This window comes from Phreatobacter sp., assembly GCF_016793595.1.
Classification (GTDB): domain Bacteria; phylum Pseudomonadota; class Alphaproteobacteria; order Rhizobiales; family Phreatobacteraceae; genus Phreatobacter.
Map to the genome: position 1 here is coordinate 295,964 of NZ_JAEULY010000009.1, position 24,586 is coordinate 320,549.

A 24,586-nucleotide genomic window follows, 5' to 3' on the forward strand; every position below is an offset into this window, starting at 1 on the left:
GCGGACACTAGGCCGCCGCCCGGTGACTGCCAAGACGTCCGAAGCGCACATCCCGTGACGCGGTGTCACGCGCCTGCCTGATCGCAGCGCCCGGCGAAGGCGCGGATGCGGCCGATGGTCGGCAGGTCGGTCAGCAGCGGCGCATGGCCCTGCCCCGGAACCGTCAGGATATCGAGATCCGGCCGGCGAGCGGCCATGGCCTCGACCGTGTCGGCGGTCAGGATGTCGGAATGCTCGCCGCGGATGACCATGACAGGCATGGCGGCGAGGCCGTCGAACTGCGGCCAGAGCGTCGGCATCGGCTGGTCGAAGCTGACCTGTTCCAGCGTCCTGGTCAGCGCCGGGTCGAAGGTGGCGACGAGGCGGCCGTCCTTCTCCGTCCAGATGCTCGTGGCCTGTCCGCGCCAGTCGTCGTCGGAGAGGGCCGGAAACCGCGACGCGCCGATGGATTTCAGCAAGGCCACCGCCTCGTCGAGGTTCTTCGGCTCGGGCAGCTTGCCGAGATAGCTCTTGATGCGCGCAAGGCCGGTGCCCTCGATCACCGGCCCGATATCGTTGAGGATCGCGCCGCCGATCAGGTTCGGACGGACAGCGCTCATCAGCATGGTCAGGATGCCGCCGCGCGAGGTGCCGAGGAAAACGCACCTTTCGACGCCGAGAACGGTGGTCACCGCCAGCACGTCGTTCAGTTCGACGGGAAGCGCGTAGTTCTCCCACTTCTCGTCCCATTCGGAGAGGCCGCGGCCGCGATAGTCCGGGGCGATCACCTGCCGCTCGGCCGAAAGCGCGCGCGCCAGCACATCGAAATCCCCGGCATTGCGGGAAAGGCCCGCGAGGCAGAGGAGCGGCAGGCGGCCCGGCACGGGCTTGCCATAGACGCGCACATGCAGCTTCAGGCCGTCCGTCGCGGTGACGAACAGGCTCTCGAAAGCCGCCTCCCCCGCCTGAACCTGCATCAGGCGTTGCCCTTGGCCGGGTCGACCGCGACGCGGATCGACAGCTCGCGCAGCTGCTTCGGCGTCGCCTCGGAGGGCGCGCCCATCAGCAGGTCCTCGGCGCGCTGGTTCATCGGGAACAGCGAGATTTCGCGGAGGTTCTGCGTGCCGCAGATCAGCATGACGATGCGGTCGACGCCCGCCGCCATGCCGCCATGGGGCGGCGCGCCGTAATGGAAGGCGCGATACATGCCGCCGAAGCGCTCGATCACCGTCTCCTCGCTGTAGCCGGCGATCTCGAACGCCTTCACCATGGCCTTGGGACGGTGGTTGCGGATGCCGCCAGAGGCGATCTCGTAGCCGTTGCAGGTGATGTCGTACTGGAACGCCTTGATGGTCAGCGGGTCCTGCGTCTCCAGCGCCTCGAGGCCACCCTGCGGCATGGAGAACGGGTTGTGCGAGAAGTCGACCTTCTTCTCGTCCTCGTCATATTCGTACATCGGGAAATCGACGATCCAGGCAAGCGCGAACTGTTCCTTGTCGACGAGGTTCAGCTCCTCGCCGATCTTGGTGCGCGCAAGCCCTGCGAACTTCACGAACTTGGCGGGATCGCCGGCGACGAAGAAGGCGGCATCGCCCTCCTTGAGGCCGAGCTGGTCGCGGATCGCGGCGGTGCGCTCAGGCCCGATGTTGTTGGCGATGGGGCCGGCGCCCTCCGGAGAACCGCTTTCTGCTTCACGCCACATGATGTAGCCGAGGCCCTTCTGGCCTTCACCCTGCGCCCACGAATTCATGCGGTCGCAGAAGGCGCGGCTGCCGCCGGTGGGCGCGGGAATCGCCCAGACCTGGTTGCGGGCGTCCTCGAGCATCGAGGCGAAGACGCGGAAGCCCGAACCCCGGAAATGCTCGGAGACGTCCTGCATCTCGATGGGATTGCGCAGGTCCGGCTTGTCGGAGCCGTATTTCCGCATGGATTCGGCATAGGGAATGCGCGGAAAGACCTGCGTCACCCTTTTCCCTTCCGCGAAATCCTCGAACACGCCGCGAATGACCGGCTCGACCGAGGCGAACACGTCCTCCTGCTCGACAAAGCTCATTTCGAGGTCGAGCTGGTAGAACTCGCCGGGCAGGCGGTCGGCGCGCGGGTCCTCGTCGCGGAAGCAGGGCGCGATCTGGAAGTAGCGGTCGAAGCCGGACATCATCAGCAGCTGCTTGTACTGCTGCGGCGCCTGCGGCAGGGCGTAGAACTTGCCGGGATGAATGCGGCTCGGCACCAGGAAGTCGCGCGCGCCCTCGGGCGACGAAGCGGTCAGGATCGGCGTCTGGAATTCGAAGAAGCCCTGCCCCTTCATGCGCCGGCGGATCGAATCCACCACCTCGCCGCGCGTCATGATGTTCTTGTGCAGCTTCTCACGGCGCAGATCGAGGAAGCGGTATTTCAGCCGCGTCTCCTCCGGGTAGTCCTGATCGCCGAACACCTGCAGCGGCAGTTCGTCGGCCTTGCCGAGCACTTCGAGGTCGGTGATGAAGATCTCGATGTCGCCGGTCGGGATTTTGGGGTTCTTCAACCCCTCGTCGCGCGCCTTCACGCGGCCATCGATGCGGATCACCCATTCGGCGCGGCAGGCTTCCAGCGCTTTGAAGGCCGGGCTGTCCGGGTCCGCGAGGCACTGGGTGATGCCGTAATGGTCGCGCAGGTCGACGAACAGGATGCCGCCATGGTCGCGGATGCGGTGGCACCAGCCGGACAGGCGGACGGTCTCGCCCACATGGGTTGCGCGCAACTCACCGCAGGTATGGGAGCGATAGCGATGCATCGGAGCCTCGAACACGAATCGAAAGGCGTCGCGGAGCCCGCGCCGCCGGAAGAAGGATGCGTCCCTTTAAAGGAAGGCCGCGCCGGCTTCAAACGGAAGCGCCCGGCGGCCAGGTCCGTAGCGCGCAGTTCCTAGCGCGTCACGAACTCGATGCGCCGGTTCCGCGCCTTGTTGGCGGCCGAATCGTTCGCCACCAGCGGCCGGCTCTCGCCATGTCCCTCCGCGAGCAGGCGGCCCGCCTCGATGCCCTGGCGGATCAGCAGGCCGACGACCGCCTGCGCCCGGCGCAGGGAAAGATCGACGTTCTGCTCGGGATTGCCGTCGGAATCGGTGTGACCCTCGATGGAGAACCGCACATCCGGGCAGCCCTTCATGATCGCCGCGATCCGCCTGAGCCGGGCGATGCTGTCGGGCCGCATGGTTTCCCGGCCGAACTGGAACACGATGCCCCCGGCCGCCATTTCCTCTGATATCTTCGGCGAGCAGGTATCGACCGAGGCGCGAACCGGCGGCGCGGCCGGGGCAACCGTCACGGGCGGCGCCGTCACGGCCACGGGGGCGGTGATGGTCTCGCTGAAGGCCCAGCCCTCCGGCGCGAGCCGGCGGAGCGCCGCGCGCGCGGCATTGGCATAAACCGCCGAGGGCACATCGCCCGTCACCGCGATGCTGCGGTTGTCGAGATTGACGCGCCCGCGCGGCAGAAGGGCCAGCTGCTTCACCGCCGCAGCCACCGCATCGCCGAATCCATCCGGCGCGCCTTCCGCGATTTCCAGATTGTCCCTGAGTCGCAGTGCGCCGAACTGGCCCGCTATCGCCGCCTTCGCAGCCGCGTGAGCCTCCTCGGACGGCACATAGCCCTGGACGAGGATGCCCTCGGGCCCCTTGTCGATGAACCAGCGATAGGGCGCGACAACGGGCGCGCGGATGGCGACCGCGCCAAGCGTGACCCCGGTCGGCAACGCCTCGCGCAGCGCGCGCTGGGCCGCCACATAGCCCGATCTGTCCGCCGCCTGCCCTTCAACCGACAGCGTCGCGTCGGACAACCGCGCCACACCGGCCTGCAGGCGCCCCGCGACCAGGGCAGCGAGGCGCGCGACAGCGGCCCGGTCGACCCCTGCCGGCGCGCCGTCGGCCAGCGTCATCCGGTCGGTCAGGGGCAGGCCCGGCGCCGCCGTGCGCGCCGCCTCGGCAATCGCGGCGCGGTCATCCTCGCTGGACGCGACGCCTTCGAGTATCAGGCGGTCGCCGTCGCGCCGGATGGTCTGCGTGAAGGGTTTCGCGACGGGCAGTGCCAGCGCCACGCGCTGAAGCGCCAGCCCGGCCGGCAGCGAGGCCAGCGCCGAGGCAATCGCGGCGCGGGACATGTCGCCGTCGGGGCGGCCTTCGATGGAAAGCGAACCGCCCTCGATGAGCACGGCCCCCGGCTTGAGCTTCATGACCAGGGTCGCCGCCAGTGTCGCCGCCGCTGCGAAGGGCTCGCTCGTCCCGTCCCGCACCTCGCTCATGTCCATGATGCCGATATCCGGCTCGACGGCACGGAGCGCCGCGAGAATGGCCTCGCGCGCCGGCTCGCCCGGTAGGACACCGCCCATGGCGAGCGTATTGCCCTCGCGGACAAGCGAAAGCTGATACTCGGCGGCTGGGGTGGCAGGCGGCTGGATGGCGGCCGACTGGGCGAGCGCCGACGGCGTCGCAACCAGAAGCCAGCATACGACCAGCGCCAGTACCGCGCCGAGAACCCCCGCGCCCTTGTGCCTCAGGTCGTGTGTGCTCATGCCATGCTCCTGTCCGTCCGCCGCGAAACAGGCGCGGCGCGCGGCAGACCATCCGGGATCAGCCCGCCGGAAGCAACCATCGGGCATCAGCCGTTCAGATGATGTTTCACATCATCTCTTCATTTTATAATATTGATATTTCGCTATTTTTCTAAGTTACCGTTCAGCGCGCGGCGGCTATGCGGACCGCGTTTCACACCAGATATTCCGTGTCGGCCAAGGCTTGGCCGGCAATGCAAAGCTGGGAACCCGGCAAGCACAAAAAGAAAACCCCGGCGGTTGCCCGCCGGGGCTTCCATCTGAACCGGTGCTAGGACCGGATCGGATCAGAAGTTGCGCTGAGCGCGGAAGGTACCAACCCAGGCGCCTTCCGAGGCACGGGCGATGCCGTTGAACACCGGAATGCCACCAGCCTGCGTGCGGTTGGAGAGGTTGTGGTAAACAACTTCCACGCCGAGGTCGAGGTTACGAACCGGCGACCAGACCGTGTTCACGCCGACGGTGTAGTACTTGATATCGTTCAGCGTCGAAGCGAGCGGCTGATCGATATGCGTGTACGAACCGAAGATCGCCGAACGCAGAGCCGGGGTCCAGAAGTGGCGGAAGCCCGCCGCAACCGACCAAGCCTTGGTCGTCTGGATCGCCGGGTTCACCAGCGCGGTGTTCACGATGGCGTCGCGGATCTGGTTGTTGGTGGCGTTCACGCCGGCGAGGTTACCCGCGCCGGAGATCGTGCCACGATCGCCGCCCTGGTTGGCCGTGCCGAAAGCGTAGTCGAGAGCGCCGTCCGAGTACACAGCCTGCAACCACAGCACGTCGCCACGGGCGAGCATGTCGAGGTTCAGACGGAGACCGGCACCGACGGCCCAGCCGTACTTGTCGCCAGCGCGCAGCGTAGCCGGCGTGCCGGGGCCACCCACCTGAGCGTAACCGAAGTCACGCAGCTGGTGAAGAGCACCCATGACCTGGACCGAACCCCAGCCCTGATCGACGCGCAGGTTGGCGACGACATCCGGGATGTTCTGGCCGGCATAGGTCATGCCGCCGAGGCCGGAAACCGGACGCACGAGCGCCACAGCCGTACCAGCGGTCACGGCGTAAGCGTCGCCGTTGCCGTAGCGGCGGTACATCTGGTCTTCCAGCGAGATCGTCGCCGAGAAGCCCGAACCGAACGAGGCGGTGTAGGCGAGGACCGTGGTGGAGCGGGCGGTCGCGGCGAGGTTGCCGGACAGCTGCACGTCACCCTGGTAGAAGTTGAAGAACGAGGCCGAGAAGCCGAACGTGAAGCCAGCGAACTGGATGAAGGCACGCTCAACCGAGATCGCCGAAGCGCGCGGCGACTGGCCGGCACCCGAGTTGATCAGGCCCTGCGACGAGGTCGAGCCCGAGAAGGCGCCACGATAGGCCGAGAACTGGCCGAAAGCGCGGAGCAGGCCGTACTCGGTGTTCGAGCGGGCGTCCGTGAACAGCGTCAGGCGGACCGAGGTCGAGTAGGCCTGGTCGAAGTACGACGTGTTCAGGGCGCCGTTGCCGCCCGGACCGGTCGCATTGCCGTTGTTGCTGTTGACCGTGTAGTCCGCACGGACGAAGCCGCCGATGCGAAGGCAGGTGTCGGTGCCCGGGATGAAGAAGAAGCCCGCGCCGTACGTGTCGCAGATGCGCACGTATTCAGCCGGAGCAGCCTTGCCCGGGAGATCAGCCGCCTGAGCGCCCGTCAGGCCGATAAAGCCTGCGGCGGCGCCGAGAAGAAGGCTCGCAGCGAAAGGAAATTTGGAGCCGCGCCGAGTCACGCGTAATACACGCATTGAGTGTATTTCTTATTTCACTCTTGCAATACAATATAGGCAATCATTCCTTATATATCGATAATGGGCGCCGAGCCCGCCGCATTCCTTTCCGAGAATTGGCGTCGGAACTCTCCAAATGATTTCCGAGCTTATTCAAACCACAGCAACTGAGCAGACGGACAACAAAATGGGCGTCCCGAAACGCATCAACGATTTCGTCACGACCGGGGAAGGCATGTACTGCGACATGTGCATCCAGAGCGCGCTAAGGATCGCCCGCACTGCACAGGTGCAACCTGTTACGGCCACCCTAGGGACAACCCGTGACTTCACTCGCAGACGGGGGGAATGCGACATATGCAAAAGCTTCAGGCTTGTGATCCGGCGAGTTTAGTCATTTGACCTATGCACGCTTGCTAGCGAGGCCATACAACTGCTCCTCGTTCATGCTGTCTCGCAAAAACGATGGGATACGGACACGCTGTACGGAGCGTCGGGATCGCGGCTCGTGCTGCTTAAGCCATTGCCCCAACTGAAGTCCTCACAATTGCCTGGGCAATGACGGCAGCGTCATCGCCAGCACCCATGATTAAGCCGGAAGCTCTGTTGCGCTGCCACGGGCGGCCGACAAAGAAGAGACCGGGCACCGGCGATAGCCCGGCTTCATGGGCAAACTGGCCTCTGTCATCGACAGCACCACGTATCTGCACCCAGGCAGTCTCGTCGCGATAACCCACCGCCCAAACGACCGAGTCGATCTCCACGGTATTACCGTCTGAAAACCGCACGCCGCGGCCTTCCGCTCCTACCACCCGGCCCACGATCTTGACGCCCCGATGCGCCAACTCCTCAAGACTGCGGCCACGGTTTGGGAAAGGGTCGGCCTGTCGCATCCGGCGGCCGATGGGTGATCTGGACCCTGCCCGCAAAAGGCCGGTCCGCGACAGCCACCACCATATGCTGCGCCCAAGGATGCGTTCGGGCAACCGTCGTCGGGACTTACCCGTCGCGAGCAAGACGGAGTGGGTTGCGCTCAGCTCTGTCGCGATGTCGCGCCCGGTAGCCCCATCACCAACAACGAGCACGGATCGGCCTATAATGTCCTTAGGCGTCCGATAGTTCGTGATCGTAAGCTGGTGGACACTAGGGCCCAACTCCTTCGCAACCGTCGGCAGCGCCGCCGTCTGAAATCCCCCGGTTGCGATGATCACGCTCCGACACCGTGCGATCTCTCCGGTCGACAGCCCCAACTCAAAACGGCCGTCCGGCAGTCGCGTCAGCTTCTCGACACGGGTCGCCGATCTAACCGCCAGCTGATGATGGCGCGCATACTCATCGAGATAGCTCGCAAACTCATCGGCAGAGGGATAGCTATCCGGATCGCCAGAAGGCGTTAGTCCGGGCAGAGCGCTATATCGGCGAGGAGTGAACAGCGTCAGCGAAGCATAACGCCTGCGCCAGCTGTCCCCAACGCGCGCTCCAGCATCGACGATTTGGAAGGCGACGCCTCGCTTGCCCAACTGATAGCCCGCCGCAAGACCCGCCTGTCCTGCTCCAATAATGACCACAGGCAGATCATCGCCTGGCCATTCCGAACCGACCTCTGGCGCAATCATGCGGCGACCTCCCGACCGAGTTTCGCAGCAAGATAAATTCTCAAGTCACTAGAGGATCAAGCGGACCATACACCTCGACATCTGACCCTGTATGGCGTGACGGATGAACCGGATGGCAGCGGTGGTCTCCGTTCAAAAGACATTTGGGCGCATAGGGTAGTTTCAGACTTTCACACTGAGGCACGCGAGCCCCCATCTTGGGCCCCTGGGGGACATTCAGAAGGCGAAAGCGATCTGCGGCTTAGACACCGATGATTCCTGACGCCAAACCCATGCGTCAAACTGTCTGCGTGAGACAGACATCAGGTCGGCAGCACAGCAGAAAACGGACTTGAGGTAGTCGTAGTCCGTTTCTGTAATACCAACCCTCCTGGCGAATGTTTTCACATGGCGATCTACGGCAATGGATTCAATTCCAGACAGGCACTTCATATAGTCGACGGTTTTCGGCCCGATGCCTCTAATCTCTCTTAAGGATAGCGCAAATGATTTGTCATGCAAGAACATCCTAAGATCATCTGTCCGCTCAACAGACTTTGCGCCAAGGTATCTCACCAAAGAATCGAAACGCGCGATCTTCTCTATATGGGTCCAATTCAGGAAGGTTGCCGTCTCACCACGATAGACGACATTGAGAAGTGTCGAAGTACGGTCCTGATCCGGATAGCGAGCAAGAATCGTGATTATGCGAGGGCGCACGACGGAGTTGTAATTTAGGCCGGCCTGTAGGATTGAGTCGGCGAGGAGTGCGCCCATGTGCTCATACGCTGGTCGAATTTCCTGCGATGCTACGTCTGCCCCCAATTCGGTCGCATAGTCTGCCAGACGGCGAGCAGCTACTAGCATTTGCACCGTAGACGATTGCATAGTCATTCGGCCTGTTCGGTAGGATGCGTAAGACCCGCGTCCTCTAGTGCATGAAGGCGCTCGACACAATTCGGGCAGGCGCCACAAGGGAAGTCACTTGCTGCTTGGCACGAGTATGTCCGGCCGATCGGGACCCCCAGACGAATGGCCATCTGCGCTACTTCAGTTTTCGACGAGTTACGGAAGGGGGAGATAAAGCGAACCGGCCCAATGTTTTCGACCAGTCCGTCGAGCTTGTTCATGAACTCAGCTGTGCAGTCAATTTCCTTGGCGTGGTTGCTGTTGATGAAGCCTGTATAGACCTCCACAATTCCCATCGTTTGGGCGCGAGCAGCGGCGGCAGCAAAAAAAAGCATCGTCCGATAGGGAACGTAGAGGTCATCGTCAGAAACGCTATCTCGCCAGAGATCTGCTTCGTTGATAAGGCGAGATGTTGAACCCTTGAAGAGGTCGGAAATATCAAAACGCTCCGGTCTGCGCATAGCCGTTGGAAGGACCTCATTCACTCGGTTCCATTCCATCTCTACGCAATGCTGACCGTAGTCGAAGAAAACTGGATTAACATCCAGCTGTTGGGCTTTGAGCGAATAGGCGACGGTCGTCGAGTCTAAACCGCCCGAGGCCATCAGGATGACGCTTCTCACAATTCAGCCATCCGCAGTTTTGATAGTGTGACAAACAAGGCGTTCAAGCTCGCATCCAGGTCGTCAGAGTAGCTCACGCTCCCGCCGGCGACCATCGTATTGTTGTTTTGGTTGCGTGCGTCGAATGTTATGACCGGCTTACTGAGAGCCATTGCCATTCCCATCTCCACGAGCGTCCCAGGATCGCGTTCTAACGGGATCGCGAAGACGACGTGGCACTTCTCAAGTAGCGCGACATCTGCCGCAAATGTTTGACGAAGAGTGGCGTCAGCGCTCCCCAATGGAACCTCGCCATTCTCCTGGACTGGTCGGCGAAGATGGAAATTATGATAGCGTAGCGCTTCGGCAGCTCGGTCAATCTCCGGCTTATGCAAATACGTAAAGTCCGGTGCAGCCAAATAGATGTGGAAGCGAGGTCGGTCGTGCCAAGGTAAAATCGTGCCACCGAGCTCCCGCAGTTCATCAAATGATAGCTTGAATTCCCGTATTACATCCCGTCGAAAGTCATCGGGATAAGTGGTCTGCGAGTATGCAGTAGCCGCCCTCGAACCACGCCATGCCGCATTCTCCCACCCTTGGTCGCTAAGGCCCACCATCACGGCAGAATAGACGTCGCCGACACCGACAGAATTTACTGTTGTGGACAGTATGGCGGGGATTGCCTCGCTCTCGCCGGTCCCTAAATTGAACAGGCGGCTTCCTCCACGGTTCTCTTTGAGGAGGAATGCCTCAGCACCCAAATGTCTCGCTGCGTCGATCATTGGGGCAACATCTTTCGACCCGATGCGCGCAAACAGCGGCGACGACGTCGAGATAATGATGGCTCTCACATGCCCCGCAAAGGCGTCCAGCAGCGAAAAGCTCTCGACATCGTACGCGATATCGAAGCTGAACCGCGCGCTTTGCGAAAATAAATGCTGTATATCTGAAATAACAAAGCTGCCTGGGAAAATAAGAATATCATCATAAGAGCACAGGTTCGCTTTCACATCATGGATTTCAACGGCCTTTTCATCTCGCAGCAGATCCTCGTAATCTTGATCCGCAACCTCAGTGGCATCCCCGATGATTGTGACATTGGGAGAACCAATGACTTCCCCAAGCCAAACAAATTCCTTACAACCGTGGTGCATCAAGTAATTGCGAGCTTGATCAACAAGATATTTTGGGCAGACTGCGGCAATTGCGTATGGCAGGCTGCACGCCCAGAGACCGCGAGCCGCGTGCACAATTCCGCCGAGACGAAGCTTGCACTCAAACCCAGGTTTAGCGGTTGCAAAGTCGACGATGACTTCGCCAACGAGTAGCAGCGTGCTGGTCCTCGACATGGCTACTTGGCTGTAAAATCGGCGGAGACGTACGGAATTGGAGTAAGACCAGACGCCGTCACAACTCCAATGTAGGTGTTCCCTTCCTTGATGCAGCCCGCAAGGTAGTTGCGATCTGTCGGCAATGCACCAACCTTTATGCCGCCTGGGATCACCGCAAAAATACGACGATCGTGGACTAGGGCCAGCTCAGTGCCAGGGGCCGGCACTGACGTGTTCGCTGCATAAAAGTCACTAAGCGCGACCTCTTCGAGCTTACATGAGAAGGCTTGACGGCAGCGGTCATTGCCGCTCTGTCCACCCGTGCCATCCTTCTTGCTTGAACCGCTGTAGTCCGATAGTCGGCCTGATCTTGAGCTTCCCATTTTTACGATCTCCCAGCGGCTGGCTCAATTTTTCTTTCACTACTCAGATGCGCGCATGCGCCAAACATTGAGATGATACCGGCGGATGTGCAATTGCGTGAAGCACTCAATCCACGGAAATTGTTCTGCCCGCAGTGACTAGGACTTAGTTTCCCAACGGCTCGATGTGGAATACGATGGATCGCTGGTCCGTGACCAATTCGTGGACTACCTGAAGGTGGTGTTTCTGGGTGTTGCGAGGTTTTCCCGAAGCGCGGCTAGAGCGCGTGCTTCTTCCAGAGGAGAGCCTGATCGACGCGCGCGCCAGCCAGAATCACGTAAACATCTGATAATATGGAACAATTTGACTTTCTTTCATGTGCGCGCTATCGTGATTCTGCTGCGATTCCTGCCCCCTTTGAGGTCTGATCAGCGTCACCTTTGTGCGCTCTGATCCCTCGCAGCTTCGCTCGACCTAGATCATCTTCATATCTGCTGGAGACACATCCCATGCTGGGGCGCCAAGCCAAGGTGCTCTCGCAGGGCGCGCTCGTGCGCGTCCTTGCGAGGGTTCGTCAACATACATTTGCCGATCGCGACCGGGTGATGGTCCTGCTGTCGGTGCAGGCGGGCCTACGTGCCGCCGAGATCGCCGGCCTCACCTGGTCGATGGTTCAGACCGACAGTGGCCGCGTCGGCGACATCATCGCGATCCATTCATCGATCGCCAAGAAGGGCTCTGGCCGACGCGTTCCGATCCACCCGGAGCTCAGAGCCGCACTCGTCGCGCTGAGGCGCTGCGGTGTCAGAAGCGACCTTCACCCCGATCGACCGATCATCATCTCGGCGCGAGGTGGGCCTATGCGAGCGAACTCTATCGTCAACTGGTTCATAGCCCTTTACGCCGAACTCGGCCTTGAGGGTTGCTCGTCGCATTCCGGGCGGCGGACCTTCATCACCAATGCGGCACGGCAAGCGCACAAGGCGGGCGCGAGCCTGCGCGATGTTCAGCTACTCGCCGGCCACCGATCCATCGAGACGACCCAAGCCTACATCGATGGCGACACCGCCGCACAGCGCAAGCTCGTCGGACTGATCTGAGCGCCGGGCCTGCGCCGGGCGCCTCGCCCGATGCGCCGTGCGACCGCAGCCTCAAGCGGTCTGTCGAGACCTCTCCCATTCCATCCATGACCGGAGCCTAAGACATGGTCCCAGACCGTGATCGATCCCCTGTGCCTGCCGGCGCGCATGACCCGGCGCTTTGCCCAAGCACCGTGTCCGTGGTCAGTGTCGCCGTCCTTGGACACAGCGCCCGTCCCCCGCCGATTGCGCGGCGACGGGGACCGCTCCTGATGCGGATTGTCGAGGGGCTGGTCGATCGTCGCGATTGGCACAGCGTCGACGCGATGCTGTTGCCCGGTGGCTTCTTCCGCCTGCGCAAGGCCATCGGTGCCCTCGGCGAGAATGACCGGCGTTCAGCGCTGCTCGCACCCAAGGCCGCCGGCCTTTGTGCGGAGGCTTCGCGCTTACTCGATGCACAGCATCCCGGAGCGGTGCTGATCATCGGCGTGGACGCCGACCCGGTCTCAAGGAAGATCGGCGGCGATCAGTTGGTGACAGCCTGGCAGGCGGGGGACCTGGTCGGGTTCGCCCGCAAGACCTTCCCCTCACACGGCGATACCCACGGCAAGCAGCCGCCCTATCCGGTCTTCGACCTCGACTTCGCGAGCCCCGCGCGCATCGTCGCGCTGCGTGGTGGACGGCGTGTGTTGCTCCTCGGCTGCTATGATGCCTTCGGTACGCGCTCGGTCGTTCATTCTCGCTTTGCCGATCTGGTCGCGATGCGTCTCGCGCGTGACCGGCCTGGCGGATGGCATAAGCCATCGCTCGCGCTGCGCCGGTCCTTCCTGACGCGCTGGCGGGCGCTGATCCGGGCGCACCCGCCGGACCTCGCGCTCTGCGCCATCCACGGCTTTAAGCGGCCGGGCATGGATGGCTACTGGCAGCGCCACGGCATAGCCGGAGCCTCGGCCGCGCTCGGCGGCATCCCGGTGATCGGTGCCTCTCACTTCAACAAGGCATTGCCCGCCAGCATCCACCGCAGCGTCCTCGCCGCTAGCGGCGTGCCGCTCGCTCATCTCGAACTCGGCCCTCATCGGCCGATGCAGGCCCTCGCACCCCACGAGGGATTCACCATCGCGGATGACGACGGCGAGCCCGTCGCCCTCATCCGCCGCTTCGACCTCGCCCTCAGGGCAAACCACGGAAGGAACATATGATGAACAATACCGATCAGACGAATGCATGCGACGGGAGCGAACACGACGCGGTCTCAATCGCCGAAGCTGCGCGCAGCACGATCATCCGCTGCCTCAACGACACGTTCCGGACGACCTTCGCCGGTGGGCAGGTGATGCTCACACAAGGCATTCTCGCGCTCGGCGGCGAGGCGCAGCGGATCATCCTGGAACGCGTCAGGGCATTTGACGACTTTTGCACTGATAACGATCCGCATGGCGAGCACGACTTCGGTGCATTCGACCATGCTGGCGAGCGCGTCGCGTTCAAGATCGACTACTACGACCGCTCGCTGACCTATGGTTCCGAGAACCCGGCTGACGCGTCGATCACGCGGCGCGTCATGACGATCATGCTGATGGATGAGTGGTGAGCGCCGTGCCCAGCCGCTCGTCAAAGGGGCGGGCGCGAGACCGCCCGACCCCGTTTGCCCAGGGATCGCTCGACGCTCTCTGCGGCATCTACGCCATCGCCAATGCGATCGCACACCTCTGCCCCAAGCTCGACCGAGACGATGCGCGCGCATTGTTCGCGCGGCTCGTCGGTAAGCTCAGGGCAATCCGCCGGAAGGCGCTCAATACCCTCTGGCGGGGTCTCAACTTTGCTCACATGCGCAAGCTCCTGCGCCATGCTCTGCGATGGATCGCGCGACGCCACGACCTCAGGTTAGGCGTGCAGCGTATACGCCACAGGATCAGACGCGAGCCCCGGCTCTCATCGCTCTGGGGTGAGCTCCGTAGGAAGCTCGACGACGGCACCGTCGCTATCATCGGGATCGGCGGACTTGAGGCTCATTGGTCCGTCGCAATCAGGACTGGCCGGACCTGGCTCAAGCTGATCGACAGCGACGGCCTCACCGCACTGAAGCGATCTGCCTGCGCCGTGGTGCCCTGCGCGCGCCGCTACGTGCTCGATCCCGCGGAGATCCTGTTCATTCGCAGGCTGAAGAGCAAGACCTGACCCGCCGCACCGCTGCGCCGCGCGGCGACTGCACCCTCCCCACCTCATCATCAGAAAGGACTATCCCAATGCTTGGGATCGATCACGCACGTCCATGCTACGGCGCACGCAGGCGACAAAAGGACAAGCCGAAAGTCCGGAAGCGTAAGGCGGCTCTCGACCTCGAACCGCTCTATGGCTGGGGAGCCGGGCCACTCGACCAACTCTGCGCGATGGAGCCTGGACTTCACCGCTTCGTCGCAGAGGCGCCCGCGCATACCCGGCACTACATCGCCATGGCGCTGGCCGGAATGGCCAAGCATGGACACGTCACGGAGGCCTGGCTCGCGGGGTCGCTCGCCTCAAGCTCCCGCCGCGAGGTGCTTCAAGCCATATGGGGCCACGATCCCGGCTCGACCCGTGCGCTCATGCGGCTCGGTCCGGACCTGTTGGAGCCGTCGACCTATGAGGCGCTCGGCACGGTGCTCGGGGATGAGCAGCGCCGCCGTGCCTATGGCGATCTAAGGGTTCCGACGGAACGTGCAATCGTCCGCATCGCCGACGCGTCTGCCGATGTGGTGGCGGCCTATCGCGGCAGGCTCATCGGCACCTTCGGTGCGGCAGGCATCCTGTTCCTTAGTGAAGGCATTGCGCGGCTGCGGCCAGACCTCTCGGCCGCTTCGATCCGCCGCTCGCTCAACGCGCTGGAAAAGCCCTCGCGCATCGAACACCTATTCGGCCGGCTCATCCGCAACGTGCAGCTGCCAGAGCCGCCATGGGCGGGGACGTCGAGGATCAGGGCGCTCACGACCGTGCCTGACCTCCGAGCCGCTGGCTTGCGTCTAGAGAACTGCCTCAACACGCTTCCCATCTGGACCGAGGCGCTGACGGGGAAGCGTGCCTTCTATCTCGTCGAGGAGTGCGAGTTCGTCATCGTCGCCCTCGCCCGGCACGAGGTATTCGGCACCTGGTTCGTCCACTCCCTTGCCAAGCGCCGGAACGGCCAGCCGTCAGGGCAAGTGAAGGCGCGGATCATCGCAACCTTCGCAGCCGCCGGCTTCCCCTACTTCGACGGGGCGCCGATCGGCACGAGCCTCGACGGCAACGACTGAGAGAGGTCGAGACTGACCGTAGTCCCGCCGGCGCGGTTCCCTTCACCGCTTGAGGAGATCGGCGGCTTCGACGCCAAGCGCTTTGGCGATCCAGTGGAGGTTGTCGACCGACACGGCATGCAGCCCGCGCTCGATCTTCGAGATGTTGGTGCGGTGGAGGTCAGCGCGGTGAGCCAGTTCCTCCTGGCTGAGTTCGCGCTCGTCCCTGAGGCGCCGGATATTCCCCGCCACAAGCTGACGAACAGGACTGGGTCGATCGCGCTTCACAAGGCGCGACCAGACTGCCTTGACGCATTTATGACTACAGCGTTTATGCTACAACTTGGGAGCTACAATCATGACGGATACAACGCCCGCAACAGCCGGTGAGAACTCTGCCGGCGGAAGATCTCCACCTGCCCAGCCCACATTGATGAGGGATCTGCTCGATCCGGTGGTTCTCGGTCAGTTCATCGAACCCACCAAGCTCGAACACTACCGGGTGCGGTTCGAAGGCATCCTCAGTCGGCACGGCCTCGGCGAGCGGCCGATTGAGCGCGTGTCCTTCGCGCAGGTTGCTTCGGCAGCCGTTAGCCAGCGTCCCATGAACCTCTGGCTGCCAGCCCTCGACGACAGTCAGTTCAATATCCCCGCTGCCTTCTTCCAGGTGACCTGGGCGGCCTGGCGCAAGGTTGCCTTCGCCTGGGTGCTTGTCGCGCTCTGGATCGGACTGATCGCGCTCGACCTCGTCTTGAAGCCGGCGCTCGGGATCAGCTTGTTCGCCCTGATCCTCGTCCCCGCCATCATCGGCTTCGGCGTCCTCGGCAGCTCTCTCTTCCTCTACCAGATCGCGCGAGAGGTTCGGTCTGGCGCGATCCGCCGGGACAAAACCTCGGTCGCGGGCGCCGCGACGGCCATCGCCTTGATCGTTGGAGGCGGTGTTACAACCGCCCTGTACGAGGAGCGCGACGCTGCACGGAACTGCGCCTCCAGCGACGCGCAGAACCTCGTGACTACCATCGTCCGAGACCACTACGATCCGCAAGGGCGCCTCAACCTCCTCGCTAAGGTCGAGCTCGATGCGATCCGGCAGCGCGAGCTCGTGGGCCAGGTTCAGCATTGTGCGGCAGGGCTAACGCTGACCGGACCGAACAATCTCATCCTCACCCGCAGTCACCCGATCTCCTACACGCTGGAGGTCACGACCGACCGACGCCTCTACGCAACTGTGGAGCGCCTGCCATGAGAAGACACATGCACAGGATCGCGCTCTCGGCGCGTCAAACCCTGAACCGTTTATGCTTCAGTCGACCGGGTGGACCATGATCAAACGATCGGCAGTCAATCTCCTGCAAATGGCGGCGGTCGCCATACCGACCCTCCTGAGTCTAGGTACATCCGCTCCTGCGCAAACTCTCGGCGACCTAGAATGCCGCCGCGTCTCGATCTTGGAGTTTGAAGCGTCGGTGCCGCTGTTGAACGAGCTCCGGAGCGTGGCGAACAATCCGGTGGGCATGCTCGCGATCGGCACGTTCGGGCCAGCCTTCGTCACTGAGGTCTCGGCAGAAGGTACGATCGCGGTTGAGCTGGAGGAGGTTCGCGCGATCCAAATCGGCGGAACAGCGCCCCAGCGAGCCTGTCGCATCCGCGCAAGGGTCAAGATCACCTATAGCCGGGCCGCCATGGAACCGGACACACGTCTCCACACCACGACGACGATCATCCGGCGGCCCGTCTCTGCAACTCTCGTCACAGAGCTTGCCTACGACATGACATTCGCGGGCGCCGGCGACAATGTCGAACTGCTCGAAACCGAACTCGGCGACCTCCTGATCCAAACGCTCGCCCTCGATGCGAAGGCGAAGAACGAGGGCGCCGTCACCCGCGAGATGCACCAGGCCATCGCTCAAAAGGAAGCCCTCATCCGCGGCAGGCAGATGGAAGCCGACCGGGCCGAGTTTGAGGCTCGCGAGGCTGAGAACCGCCGTGTTCGGGAACTCAATCGCGACCGCGAGGAGCAGCGGCAGAGGCAAGAGCAAGCAGCTCGCGATCGCGCGAACCAGCAATTTGCTGAAGAGGCACGTCGCCGTGACTCAGAACGGCGAGAAGCAGAGAAATCGCAGGAACGCGCGCATCGTCTCGAACGCCTGCGTGGGTATTTGGCCAACGCAGAGGCCCGTCTCAGCCGCCTCACCCGGCCAAACGAACGCGCCGATCAGGAGCGCAGAGTCGATGAGATTAGGGCTCAGATCGCGATCGAAGAAACGCGCTAACCAACATCGCTCTGCATGATCCAAACCCGCTCATGTTGCTTCAGTGTAGATTGAGTACAAGGCACTTTCGCCTGGTCCGGCTGCAGTCAGCTTTGCGCCCCCAAAGCGGAAGGTAACTCGTCACCGAGAAGCAGACGTCCATATCTTCGTACCGAAGCCGGCCTCGAGCTTGGCGCCCAAGCCGGGCGCACGAAATCTGCCCCAAATGCCCGGCAGCATCAAAGTTAGGCTGGCTCCAAATATAATGTAAATGACATTATCATATATTAAGACTGATGAAAATGTCATTTGCTCTTCTGGGCTCGACGGCCTCTCAAATCTTCGTCGGAAAGGCACAAAGGTGGTGCATGCCGACGCATGGCGAACCCGGGGAGGGCGGGCGCACGATGTCCGGGCGGATCGCCGAGGAGTCGTCCGCTGAGAAATGTTCTGTTTGGGGGTGCGAACGTCTAAGCCAGACAATTGCGGGAGAGGGCTTGGGCGTTCGGCTTTGCCGCTCGCACGCGAATGCATTCCAGCGCCATGGGAGTGTGGACCGGCGGTCCTTCACGGCTACCGAGATCAGGCCGTTGCGGCGCATAGCGCTTGAATGGATCAAAGCGAACGAGAGCGACCCCCTGGTTGCCGAGACTATTGTGAAGGTCAGGGCGCTTTATATCCCAACCGAGGCTTCGGGTGCCGGCCCCCGGCCGGGCGATCCGGCCCGCGCCGCCTGGGAGCTTCGCCATATCTCGGGCCTGGATCCGCGAAAGGTAATGGCCGCGCGACTGGCGGTAGAGATGGCAGGCGAGGCAGATCCGCAATCGGGAAATTCCCGGGAATTCAAACTTGTTCAGACCTCGAAGGTCATCCATCGAATGGCCACGCGCACCCGTCGAGCCTGGGATCGACGCGATGGCTTGGTCGAAATGAATGTTTATCCGCACAACCAGGGCGCGGGCCTCAGATATATGGGACGCGCGGTAGACGACGCATGTTCAAGCCTGCTCGAACGCCTGCGGCCCTTCATGGCAGTGGGCCAGGAGTTGCCGTAAGAGGCCGCGGACTGGGTCCAGCGCTGCCGCGTAACGGCTTCGGCATCGGACTAGCTGGCCTTCCTTTTGGCGAGTGTCCTTGGCGAGCGTAGCGCGGAGCTCGACGCGAGGGCTTCGATCACGCGACAGGCGGCCACTTCCCCCCGTTGGCAGTCGCTGACCATGCGCGACAGCTCCTCGCGCAAGCGCAGGAGCCTGGCTATGCGGCTCTCAACTTCGGCCAACTGCGACTGAGCGATGCGGCTGGCGTCTTCACAGGAAGCGCCCGGCTGTTCCTGCAGGGCCAGAAGTGTGCGGACCGCTGAGAGTTCAAATCCCAGCTCGCGCGCATGTCGTACGAAACCCAATCGCTGAGCATCTGTATAGGTGTATAGCCGCCGGCCGTTGCCTTGTCGCTGTGGCGGCGGCAGCACGCCAATCCGCTCGTAGAACCTGATGGTTTCGATGTTCACGCCGGCGTGACGCGCGAGCTGGCCGATCTGCATATTTTGGTCTTGCTCCTGTAGTCGCTACAGGATGTAGCCTACAGGGAGTCTGACAATTGAGAAGCCCCCATGACGACCGAGACAGCCCCTATCCGCTACCGCATCACCGGCATGGATTGCGCCTCCTGTGCCGGAAAAATCGAGGCAGCCGCCCGTAAGGTTGAGGGGGTTCAACATGTGAAGGTATCGATCGCATCGCAGATCATGACGGTCGATGTCGACGAGCCTGGGCGACGCCTCCCGGAGCTGGAGAGCGCGATCACCGGCATCGGCTACCAGCTCGACCGCATGGGCGAATTTAAAGTCGCGGGAGCTGGCGCTGGCCAGGATGACGACGACAAGATCCCGGATTTGTCGCATGTGACCCCGGCGTACAAGCGGGCGCTGTGGATCGTGGTTCTGCTCAACACAGGCTATGGGGTGGTGCAAATTATCGGCAGCGTCCTGGCTGGCTCACAGGCGCTCCAGGCCGATGCCCTCGACTTCATCGGCGACGGCCTGATTTCGTTCCTCGGGCTGATCGCGGTGGGGTGGGGCCTGGCTGCCCGTGCGAAGGCGGCGCTTCTCCAGGGTATCTTCCTCGCGGTCCTTGGATTCGTCGTGGTCGGCACGACGACCTACCGCGTCTTCGTCACGCACGAGCCGCAGACCCTGCTGATGGGCGGCCTCGCTATCGCTGCCTTCTTCGTCAACGTTCTGGCGGCACTCGTGCTGATCCCGCACAGGAAGGGAGACGCGAACATGCGTGCCGTTTGGCTCTTCTCCCGCAACGACGCGATAGGCAACCTGGCCGTTGCCGCCGCAGCTCTCCTGGTGTGGTGGCTCTCCTCGCCCTGGCCCGACCTGCTGGTGGCGTTCGCGGTCGCTGGCCTGTTTTTGCAATCGGCCTGGGCGATCATCCGGGATGCACGGTCAGACCTTTCCCACGCTGCCTAGGCTCGGGCGCGGGCTTTCTCTGCCCGGCGGTTCTGAAACACCGCTTGCTCCTCTAGCCGCTACAGGATGTACCCTCATTCCCCGTCGGTACTTTGCCGCAGCATGATGCTGAGGTCGGCCGCCATGTCCTTGGAGCGCGTGGACACTATGCGGCTTGTCCATTGGATTGATGGTCTGAGCGAGAAGCTGGCTTCCGTGGTCAGCTGGGCGCTGCTGCTGAACGCGTTGCTGATCACATTTAACGCGATCAGCAGAAAGGTGTTCTCCGTCGCCTGGTCGTCGGCCTTTGACATGCAATGGCACTTCTTCGCTGCCGTGGTTTTCATCACGGCGGCGTATGCCTTGCAGAAGAACGAGCACGTCCGTGTCGACGTTTTCGCAAACCGCATCGGCGAACGCGGCCTGGCCTGGATTGATCTGTTCGGGATTCTTTTCGTCCTTCTTCCCGTATGCGCCGGCATGATGTGGCTCAGTGGGCCGAAGTTCTGGGAAGCTCTGGTAGCGGGACACACCCGGGCGACGCGCGAAAGCTCAAGCGCCATACCCGCATGGATCATTCTGAGTTTTATCCCGTTCGGCTTCGCGCTCCTCGCTCTCCAAGGCCTGGCTGAGGCTGTGCGCTGTATAGCGTTCCTGCGAGGGATCGAGACAGGCAGCCGCGCCAATCGCCGCTTTTTCGACGGGGAATGACATGACATTGCTCGCGCCGGCAATGTTCGTTGCGCTCGTCATCGTCCTCTTTTTGGGTTTCCCGGTTGCGTTCTCCCTCGCGGCAATCGCCAGTGTTTTCGGCGCCATTGGAGTTCTCAACGGGCATTTCGACGTCAGTTTTCTGAGCGCGATCTTCTTCAGGATCCAGGGCATCTTCAGCAATGACAATTTCCTGGCCCTTCCCATGCTCGTGTTCATGGGCCTCCTCCTCGAGCGCATCGGCATCGCAGAAGGAATGTTCGCCGCCCTGAACAGGCTTTTTGGCAATGTATCCGGCGGGCTTGCTTATGCGACCATCATTGTTGGCGCTGTGATTTCCGGCATCACCGGGTTCGTCTCTGCTTCCGTCATCGCAGTGGGATTAATTGCTTTACCGGTGATGCTGCGGGCGGGATATGACCACCGGCTGGCAACAGGTGTCGTTGCAGCAACTGGAACGCTCGCGCAGGTCATTCCGCCAAGCCTCGTCTTGATCGTTCTGGCCGAACAGATGGAAGTGTCCGTCACGGATCTCTACCGCGGCGCGCTGGTGCCCAGTCTGCTGCTGATCGGCTCCTACTTGACCTATGTGTTCGTCCTCACCCGCATCCGGCCCGGCAGCGCGCCGCCCGATCCCTCGCTCGCGACTGAACGTCGCGTCGGCTTACTCATCCGCCAAACGCTCGTTGCTGCGGGACTGCCCTTGGGGCTGGTCCTCATGGTCCTGGCCGCGATCTATTATGGAGTGGCGACACCGACCGAGGGCGGGGCCATCGGCGTGACGGGCACTCTGTTGCTGGGCCTGCTTCAAAACAAGCTCACGTTGAAGAAGTTGCGACAGGCCATGCTCGCAACGGGCATCCTGATCTGCGGGCTGATGTTCCTGCTGATGGGCGCGTCGTTCTTTACGCTGGTGTTCAGGGGATTGAACGGGGAGCAGTGGGTCCAGGCCCTGTTCAATTACGTCCCAGCCGGTCAGATGGGCTTCGTCATATTCGTTAGCCTGGTCGTATTCCTGGTTGCCTTCGTCCTCGATTTCTTCGAGATCGCTTTCATCGTTTTGCCGCTTATCGTTCCTGTCGCGCAGAAACTCGGCATTGATATGATCTGGCTGACCATTTTGCTGGCGGTCAATCTGCAGACCTCGTTTATGCATCCACCCTTCGGCATCGCGATCTACAACCTTCGAAGCATTGCCCCTTCGATCGTTCGGACGGTCGACATATACTGGGGAGCCGTACCTTTCCTCTGCATTCAGATCTCAATGGTCGGCCTGCTTATCATGGCGCCGCAACTCATACTGAAGGCGCCGCCGCCATCAGTTTCGCCGCAGGATATCAACATCAGCATCCCCCCGCTTTTCGGTGATTCTGATACAGCGTCCCCTTGGAAATGATGCTCCCGTGAAAGCCGAGCAGTGGCCGGCGCTCGGCAGGGTCCATACCGCGGGAGCGACGCGAAGAAGCGCCAACAAAGGCTCTTGATCCTGTACTGACTACAGGATGTACGGTGGCGTCATTCGGCAAACGGATGACCAGCACATGACGTATACACCCGCTGCGGGCTATCACTGGCTAAGCCCGCTGTACGATCTCGGCGTCGCGTCGCTCACCCGGGAGAAGCGATGGCGACGCGCTCTCATTGCGCAGGTCGGTCCAGATTCCCGGGATATCATTCTCGACGTGGGCTGCGGCACAGGCTCGCTTCTCGTTCTTCTCGGCAAAGCCGCACCCTCAGCAAGGCTTATCGGGATCGATCCCGACCCGGCGATGCTGGCGCGAGCACGAAAGAAGGCTGAAACGGCTGGAGTTCGCGCCGAGTACCATCTTGGCCTGGCGCGCCAGGCGGTGGAGCTCCTGGGCGCAGTAAGGCCGACCAAGATCGTATCGAGCCTGGTGCTCCATCAGGTGTCGCTGGAGGAAAAGGCGGCATCCCTCGCCGCGATGAGTTCGGCGCTCGAGCCAGGTGGCCACATCCACATCGCAGACTACGGGTTGCAGCGCACGCCGTTGATGCGGACGCTCTTCAGGGCCTCGATCCAGAACCTTGATGGACGCGCCAACACAGAGCCCAACGCCAAGGGGGCCTTGCTTGAGCTCATGCGTAGTGCAGGACTCCGTGAAGTGGAGGAGACCCTCGTCATTCCCACCGTGAGCGGATCGGTTTCGCTCTATCGCGGACGACGCTGAGCCGGCCGTTCCCGCACATGTGAACATGCGCCGAAGATCCAGGGCTTAGAACAGCCTAGCGCTTTCTGGATGGATCTCTGTCAACCCTGAGCCGGGCAGATCGCTCTCTCGAAACCAACGCACCCTAGGACGTAATGGTGGCAACGGTTGATATCTCGCTTGTCGGCCTGGCAACGGCCGCAACCGCCGGTGCGATCTCGTTTCTCTCACCGTGTGTCCTTCCTCTTGTGCCCGGATACCTCTCCTATATCGCGGGCGGGGCAGGTGAACGCCGCTTCGCGAAAGCTCTGATCGCTGCCAATCGGCACTCGGGCGGGGTCGCTGGCGGCGAGTGTGCGACGGCGGGTATCCGTGATCACCACGGAAACGCGGCCCATGCCGCCGCTTAGGGTGGCATTGCGCTCGATAGCATCGAAAACCTCCCACACGTCCTCGCGCAGCACGTAGGGCAGCACCGCAGACGCCATGCCTTCAAGGAAGGTGGCCGACACGACGTTCAGGTGGCGCTCCTGGGTCTCGCGCTGGCGCTCGAGCACGGCATGGGTGATGAAAACGCTCACCGCCAGCATGAACGCCACCACCATAGACGGGGCCTTCACGGCAAGCGGCCAGCCCAGGGGGTTGAGGCGGTTCATCGGGCTACTCATTTCCCACCAAGGCGACGCGGTCGGCAATGCCCTGATAGAGGTTCGACGGAGCCATCATGAACCCGTCGAGACGAAGAAAAGCGAGCGCACGGCGGCCGAGATCATCACCGGGCATCGCGATGAGCGCGCTCTGCAAGCGCGCCGTCCGGGCGTTGCGAAGCCCACCCAGCGATGTCGCGACCGGCGGAAACCCCATCCACTCAGACCGCCAGAGAACACGCGTCCGGCCGGTCAACTCCGGTTCCGTCTCGGTCATCACCTCCCAGACATAGCCATCGACGCTGCCGGACTGGGCAAGTCCTGACGCCACTGCCCGCACGACGTTGCGGTGCCCATATGTGAAAAACGTGCGGCTGAAGAAGGCCTCTGGCGTCTGCCGCCGTTCCGCCAGGAGCGCCCTCGTCACGAGGAAGCCGGAGTTGGAATCCGGATCGGAGAACGCGTGGGTATTGCTGCGCAGCGCATCGATGTCCGTGCCCCTCTGCTCCGGTCCGGCAATGAGGTAGGACTGGTAGCGCGGTTGACCGCGCCAGACCGGCACCGCCAGCAACTCGAGGCGCGGCCGGTACGCAACAAAGGGAAAACCGCAGATCCAGGCTGCATCGATCTCCCCGGCAATGAGCTGGGTTGTGATTTCCTGATATGTGCGCTTGAGCACCAGCTGCACCTCGCCGCCGAGCGCACGCGCGAGATAGCCCTGCAGTGCCTCCAGAAGGGCAAGGTCGTTGCTGAGGAACACCGGCGTTAGGCCGAACCGATAGGGGCGTTCGGCAAGGAGGCGTCGTCGAGGGGCAGCCACAGCTGCACCCGTAAGGGCAGACGCCAGCAGCACGGCCCGACGTGTCCGCAAGGGCTTTCCGCGCTGTCCTTCGCTCCCGCGCACGGTCCGCG

The 24,586-nt window shown here is 62.4% G+C and carries 24 protein-coding genes and 1 pseudogene; 13 read left to right on the top strand and 12 right to left on the bottom strand.

The window, feature by feature from the left end:
* Positions 1-65 precede the first annotated feature (65 nt).
* The 8 genes from JNK84_RS12440 to JNK84_RS12475 all read right to left on the bottom strand — a co-directional run bounded on the left by JNK84_RS12440 (position 66) and on the right by JNK84_RS12475 (position 10,769).
* Positions 66-956 carry an alpha/beta fold hydrolase gene (locus JNK84_RS12440; protein ID WP_293424507.1) on the bottom strand — a complete coding sequence of 297 codons (891 nt, stop codon included), beginning with the start codon at positions 954-956 and terminating at the stop codon, positions 66-68.
* Entirely contained in the window at positions 956-2,752 is a 1,797-nt protein-coding gene (gene aspS / locus JNK84_RS12445; RefSeq protein WP_293424509.1) for an aspartate--tRNA ligase, read from the bottom strand. The genes JNK84_RS12440 and aspS overlap by 1 nt, the downstream gene beginning before the upstream one ends.
* Positions 2,753-2,883: 131 nt before the next feature.
* Entirely contained in the window at positions 2,884-4,527 is a 1,644-nt protein-coding gene (locus tag JNK84_RS12450; RefSeq protein ID WP_293424511.1) for an OmpA family protein, read from the bottom strand.
* A 326-nt stretch (positions 4,528-4,853) separates the two neighbouring features.
* Positions 4,854-6,191: a porin gene (locus JNK84_RS12455; protein ID WP_441343237.1), complete on the bottom strand. Its 1,338-nt coding sequence runs from the start codon at positions 6,189-6,191 to the stop codon at positions 4,854-4,856.
* Positions 6,192-6,829: 638 nt separating this feature from the next.
* Positions 6,830-7,930 (bottom strand): flavin-containing monooxygenase, encoded by a 1,101-nt coding sequence (locus tag JNK84_RS12460; RefSeq protein ID WP_293424515.1) that lies wholly within the window; start codon positions 7,928-7,930, stop codon positions 6,830-6,832.
* A 216-nt stretch (positions 7,931-8,146) separates the two neighbouring features.
* Positions 8,147-8,803: a hypothetical protein gene (locus JNK84_RS12465; protein ID WP_293424517.1), complete on the bottom strand. Its 657-nt coding sequence runs from the start codon at positions 8,801-8,803 to the stop codon at positions 8,147-8,149.
* Entirely contained in the window at positions 8,800-9,441 is a 642-nt protein-coding gene (locus JNK84_RS12470) for a 7-cyano-7-deazaguanine synthase (protein WP_293424519.1), read from the bottom strand. The genes JNK84_RS12465 and JNK84_RS12470 overlap by 4 nt, the downstream gene beginning before the upstream one ends.
* On the bottom strand, positions 9,438-10,769 hold the full coding sequence (locus JNK84_RS12475) for a nucleoside 2-deoxyribosyltransferase (protein ID WP_293424521.1): 1,332 nt from the start codon (positions 10,767-10,769) through the stop codon (positions 9,438-9,440). Before JNK84_RS12475 ends, JNK84_RS12470 begins: the two co-directional genes overlap by 4 nt.
* A gap of 854 nt (positions 10,770-11,623) precedes the next feature.
* Here JNK84_RS12475 and JNK84_RS12480 point away from each other — a divergent pair.
* The 5 genes from JNK84_RS12480 (at position 11,624) to JNK84_RS12500 (ending at position 15,462) form a co-directional block, all read left to right on the top strand.
* Positions 11,624-12,214, top strand: a complete 591-nt coding sequence (locus tag JNK84_RS12480) for a tyrosine-type recombinase/integrase (RefSeq protein ID WP_293424523.1) — start codon at positions 11,624-11,626, stop codon at positions 12,212-12,214.
* A 251-nt stretch (positions 12,215-12,465) separates the two neighbouring features.
* Positions 12,466-13,392, top strand: coding sequence for a hypothetical protein (locus JNK84_RS12485; protein ID WP_293424525.1), 927 nt, complete (start codon positions 12,466-12,468; stop codon positions 13,390-13,392).
* Positions 13,389-13,784: a DUF3768 domain-containing protein gene (locus tag JNK84_RS12490; RefSeq protein ID WP_293424527.1), complete on the top strand. Its 396-nt coding sequence runs from the start codon at positions 13,389-13,391 to the stop codon at positions 13,782-13,784. Before JNK84_RS12485 ends, JNK84_RS12490 begins: the two co-directional genes overlap by 4 nt.
* Positions 13,781-14,371: a hypothetical protein gene (locus tag JNK84_RS12495; RefSeq protein WP_293424529.1), complete on the top strand. Its 591-nt coding sequence runs from the start codon at positions 13,781-13,783 to the stop codon at positions 14,369-14,371. The genes JNK84_RS12490 and JNK84_RS12495 overlap by 4 nt, the downstream gene beginning before the upstream one ends.
* Before the next feature lie 212 nt (positions 14,372-14,583).
* Complete coding sequence (locus JNK84_RS12500; RefSeq protein WP_293424531.1) at positions 14,584-15,462, top strand: hypothetical protein; 879 nt, start codon at positions 14,584-14,586, stop codon at positions 15,460-15,462.
* Positions 15,463-15,504: 42 nt separating this feature from the next.
* On the opposite strand, the gene JNK84_RS12505 is transcribed toward JNK84_RS12500, so the two are convergent.
* Positions 15,505-15,693: a helix-turn-helix domain-containing protein gene (locus JNK84_RS12505; protein ID WP_367272327.1), complete on the bottom strand. Its 189-nt coding sequence runs from the start codon at positions 15,691-15,693 to the stop codon at positions 15,505-15,507.
* Positions 15,694-15,799: 106 nt separating this feature from the next.
* On the opposite strand from JNK84_RS12505, the gene JNK84_RS12510 reads away from it, so the two are divergent.
* The 3 genes from JNK84_RS12510 (at position 15,800) to JNK84_RS12520 (ending at position 18,748) form a co-directional block, all read left to right on the top strand.
* Positions 15,800-16,687, top strand: coding sequence for a hypothetical protein (locus JNK84_RS12510; RefSeq protein WP_293424535.1), 888 nt, complete (start codon positions 15,800-15,802; stop codon positions 16,685-16,687).
* A gap of 76 nt (positions 16,688-16,763) precedes the next feature.
* The gene (locus JNK84_RS12515; RefSeq protein ID WP_293424537.1) at positions 16,764-17,714 is read left to right on the top strand and encodes a hypothetical protein; all 951 of its coding nucleotides are present in this window, start codon (positions 16,764-16,766) and stop codon (positions 17,712-17,714) included.
* A gap of 476 nt (positions 17,715-18,190) precedes the next feature.
* The gene (locus JNK84_RS12520) at positions 18,191-18,748 is read left to right on the top strand and encodes a hypothetical protein (protein WP_293424539.1); all 558 of its coding nucleotides are present in this window, start codon (positions 18,191-18,193) and stop codon (positions 18,746-18,748) included.
* Between the two features lie 50 nt (positions 18,749-18,798).
* On the opposite strand, the gene JNK84_RS12525 is transcribed toward JNK84_RS12520, so the two are convergent.
* Complete coding sequence (locus tag JNK84_RS12525; protein ID WP_293424541.1) at positions 18,799-19,233, bottom strand: MerR family transcriptional regulator; 435 nt, start codon at positions 19,231-19,233, stop codon at positions 18,799-18,801.
* Between the two features lie 69 nt (positions 19,234-19,302).
* On the opposite strand from JNK84_RS12525, the gene JNK84_RS12530 reads away from it, so the two are divergent.
* The 5 genes and pseudogenes from JNK84_RS12530 to JNK84_RS12550 all read left to right on the top strand — a co-directional run.
* Positions 19,303-20,169, top strand: a complete 867-nt coding sequence (locus JNK84_RS12530; protein ID WP_293424543.1) for a cation transporter — start codon at positions 19,303-19,305, stop codon at positions 20,167-20,169.
* Between the two features lie 123 nt (positions 20,170-20,292).
* A complete protein-coding gene (locus JNK84_RS12535; protein WP_293424545.1) occupies positions 20,293-20,859 on the top strand; it encodes a TRAP transporter small permease subunit in 567 nt (188 codons plus the stop codon).
* A 1-nt stretch (position 20,860) separates the two neighbouring features.
* Positions 20,861-22,255 (top strand): TRAP transporter large permease, encoded by a 1,395-nt coding sequence (locus tag JNK84_RS12540; protein ID WP_293424547.1) that lies wholly within the window; start codon positions 20,861-20,863, stop codon positions 22,253-22,255.
* 145 nt (positions 22,256-22,400) lie between these two features.
* Positions 22,401-23,048 (top strand): class I SAM-dependent methyltransferase, encoded by a 648-nt coding sequence (locus JNK84_RS12545; RefSeq protein WP_293424549.1) that lies wholly within the window; start codon positions 22,401-22,403, stop codon positions 23,046-23,048.
* Between the two features lie 134 nt (positions 23,049-23,182).
* Positions 23,183-23,308 (top strand): annotated as a pseudogene (locus JNK84_RS12550) (cytochrome c biogenesis protein CcdA); the annotation flags it as partial.
* Here the strand turns inward: JNK84_RS12550 and JNK84_RS12555 are convergent.
* Both JNK84_RS12555 and JNK84_RS12560 read right to left on the bottom strand, forming a co-directional pair.
* Complete coding sequence (locus tag JNK84_RS12555) at positions 23,255-23,683, bottom strand: hypothetical protein (protein ID WP_293424956.1); 429 nt, start codon at positions 23,681-23,683, stop codon at positions 23,255-23,257. The pseudogene JNK84_RS12550 and the gene JNK84_RS12555 sit on opposite strands and share 54 nt — an antisense overlap.
* A gap of 4 nt (positions 23,684-23,687) precedes the next feature.
* Complete coding sequence (locus JNK84_RS12560) at positions 23,688-24,578, bottom strand: substrate-binding domain-containing protein (protein ID WP_367272328.1); 891 nt, start codon at positions 24,576-24,578, stop codon at positions 23,688-23,690.
* Between the last annotated feature and the right edge of the window lie 8 nt (positions 24,579-24,586).

Excerpts from the sequence above, each read along its gene's own strand:
- JNK84_RS12440 (WP_293424507.1), bottom strand. The coding sequence starts at position 956 with ATGCAGGTTCAGGCGGGGGAGGCGGCTTTCGAGAGCCTGTTCGTCACC.
- aspS (WP_293424509.1), bottom strand. The coding sequence starts at position 2,752 with ATGCATCGCTATCGCTCCCATACCTGCGGTGAGTTGCGCGCAACCCAT.
- JNK84_RS12450 (WP_293424511.1), bottom strand. The coding sequence starts at position 4,527 with ATGAGCACACACGACCTGAGGCACAAGGGCGCGGGGGTTCTCGGCGCG.
- JNK84_RS12460 (WP_293424515.1), bottom strand. The coding sequence starts at position 7,930 with ATGATTGCGCCAGAGGTCGGTTCGGAATGGCCAGGCGATGATCTGCCT.
- JNK84_RS12465 (WP_293424517.1), bottom strand. The coding sequence starts at position 8,803 with ATGACTATGCAATCGTCTACGGTGCAAATGCTAGTAGCTGCTCGCCGT.
- JNK84_RS12475 (WP_293424521.1), bottom strand. The coding sequence starts at position 10,769 with ATGTCGAGGACCAGCACGCTGCTACTCGTTGGCGAAGTCATCGTCGAC.
- JNK84_RS12480 (WP_293424523.1), top strand. The coding sequence starts at position 11,624 with ATGCTGGGGCGCCAAGCCAAGGTGCTCTCGCAGGGCGCGCTCGTGCGC.
- JNK84_RS12485 (WP_293424525.1), top strand. The coding sequence starts at position 12,466 with ATGCGGATTGTCGAGGGGCTGGTCGATCGTCGCGATTGGCACAGCGTC.
- JNK84_RS12490 (WP_293424527.1), top strand. The coding sequence starts at position 13,389 with ATGATGAACAATACCGATCAGACGAATGCATGCGACGGGAGCGAACAC.
- JNK84_RS12500 (WP_293424531.1), top strand. The coding sequence starts at position 14,584 with ATGGAGCCTGGACTTCACCGCTTCGTCGCAGAGGCGCCCGCGCATACC.
- JNK84_RS12510 (WP_293424535.1), top strand. The coding sequence starts at position 15,800 with ATGACGGATACAACGCCCGCAACAGCCGGTGAGAACTCTGCCGGCGGA.
- JNK84_RS12515 (WP_293424537.1), top strand. The coding sequence starts at position 16,764 with ATGATCAAACGATCGGCAGTCAATCTCCTGCAAATGGCGGCGGTCGCC.
- JNK84_RS12525 (WP_293424541.1), bottom strand. The coding sequence starts at position 19,233 with ATGCAGATCGGCCAGCTCGCGCGTCACGCCGGCGTGAACATCGAAACC.
- JNK84_RS12530 (WP_293424543.1), top strand. The coding sequence starts at position 19,303 with ATGACGACCGAGACAGCCCCTATCCGCTACCGCATCACCGGCATGGAT.
- JNK84_RS12535 (WP_293424545.1), top strand. The coding sequence starts at position 20,293 with ATGTCCTTGGAGCGCGTGGACACTATGCGGCTTGTCCATTGGATTGAT.
- JNK84_RS12540 (WP_293424547.1), top strand. The coding sequence starts at position 20,861 with ATGACATTGCTCGCGCCGGCAATGTTCGTTGCGCTCGTCATCGTCCTC.
- JNK84_RS12545 (WP_293424549.1), top strand. The coding sequence starts at position 22,401 with ATGACGTATACACCCGCTGCGGGCTATCACTGGCTAAGCCCGCTGTAC.
- JNK84_RS12555 (WP_293424956.1), bottom strand. The coding sequence starts at position 23,683 with ATGAACCGCCTCAACCCCCTGGGCTGGCCGCTTGCCGTGAAGGCCCCG.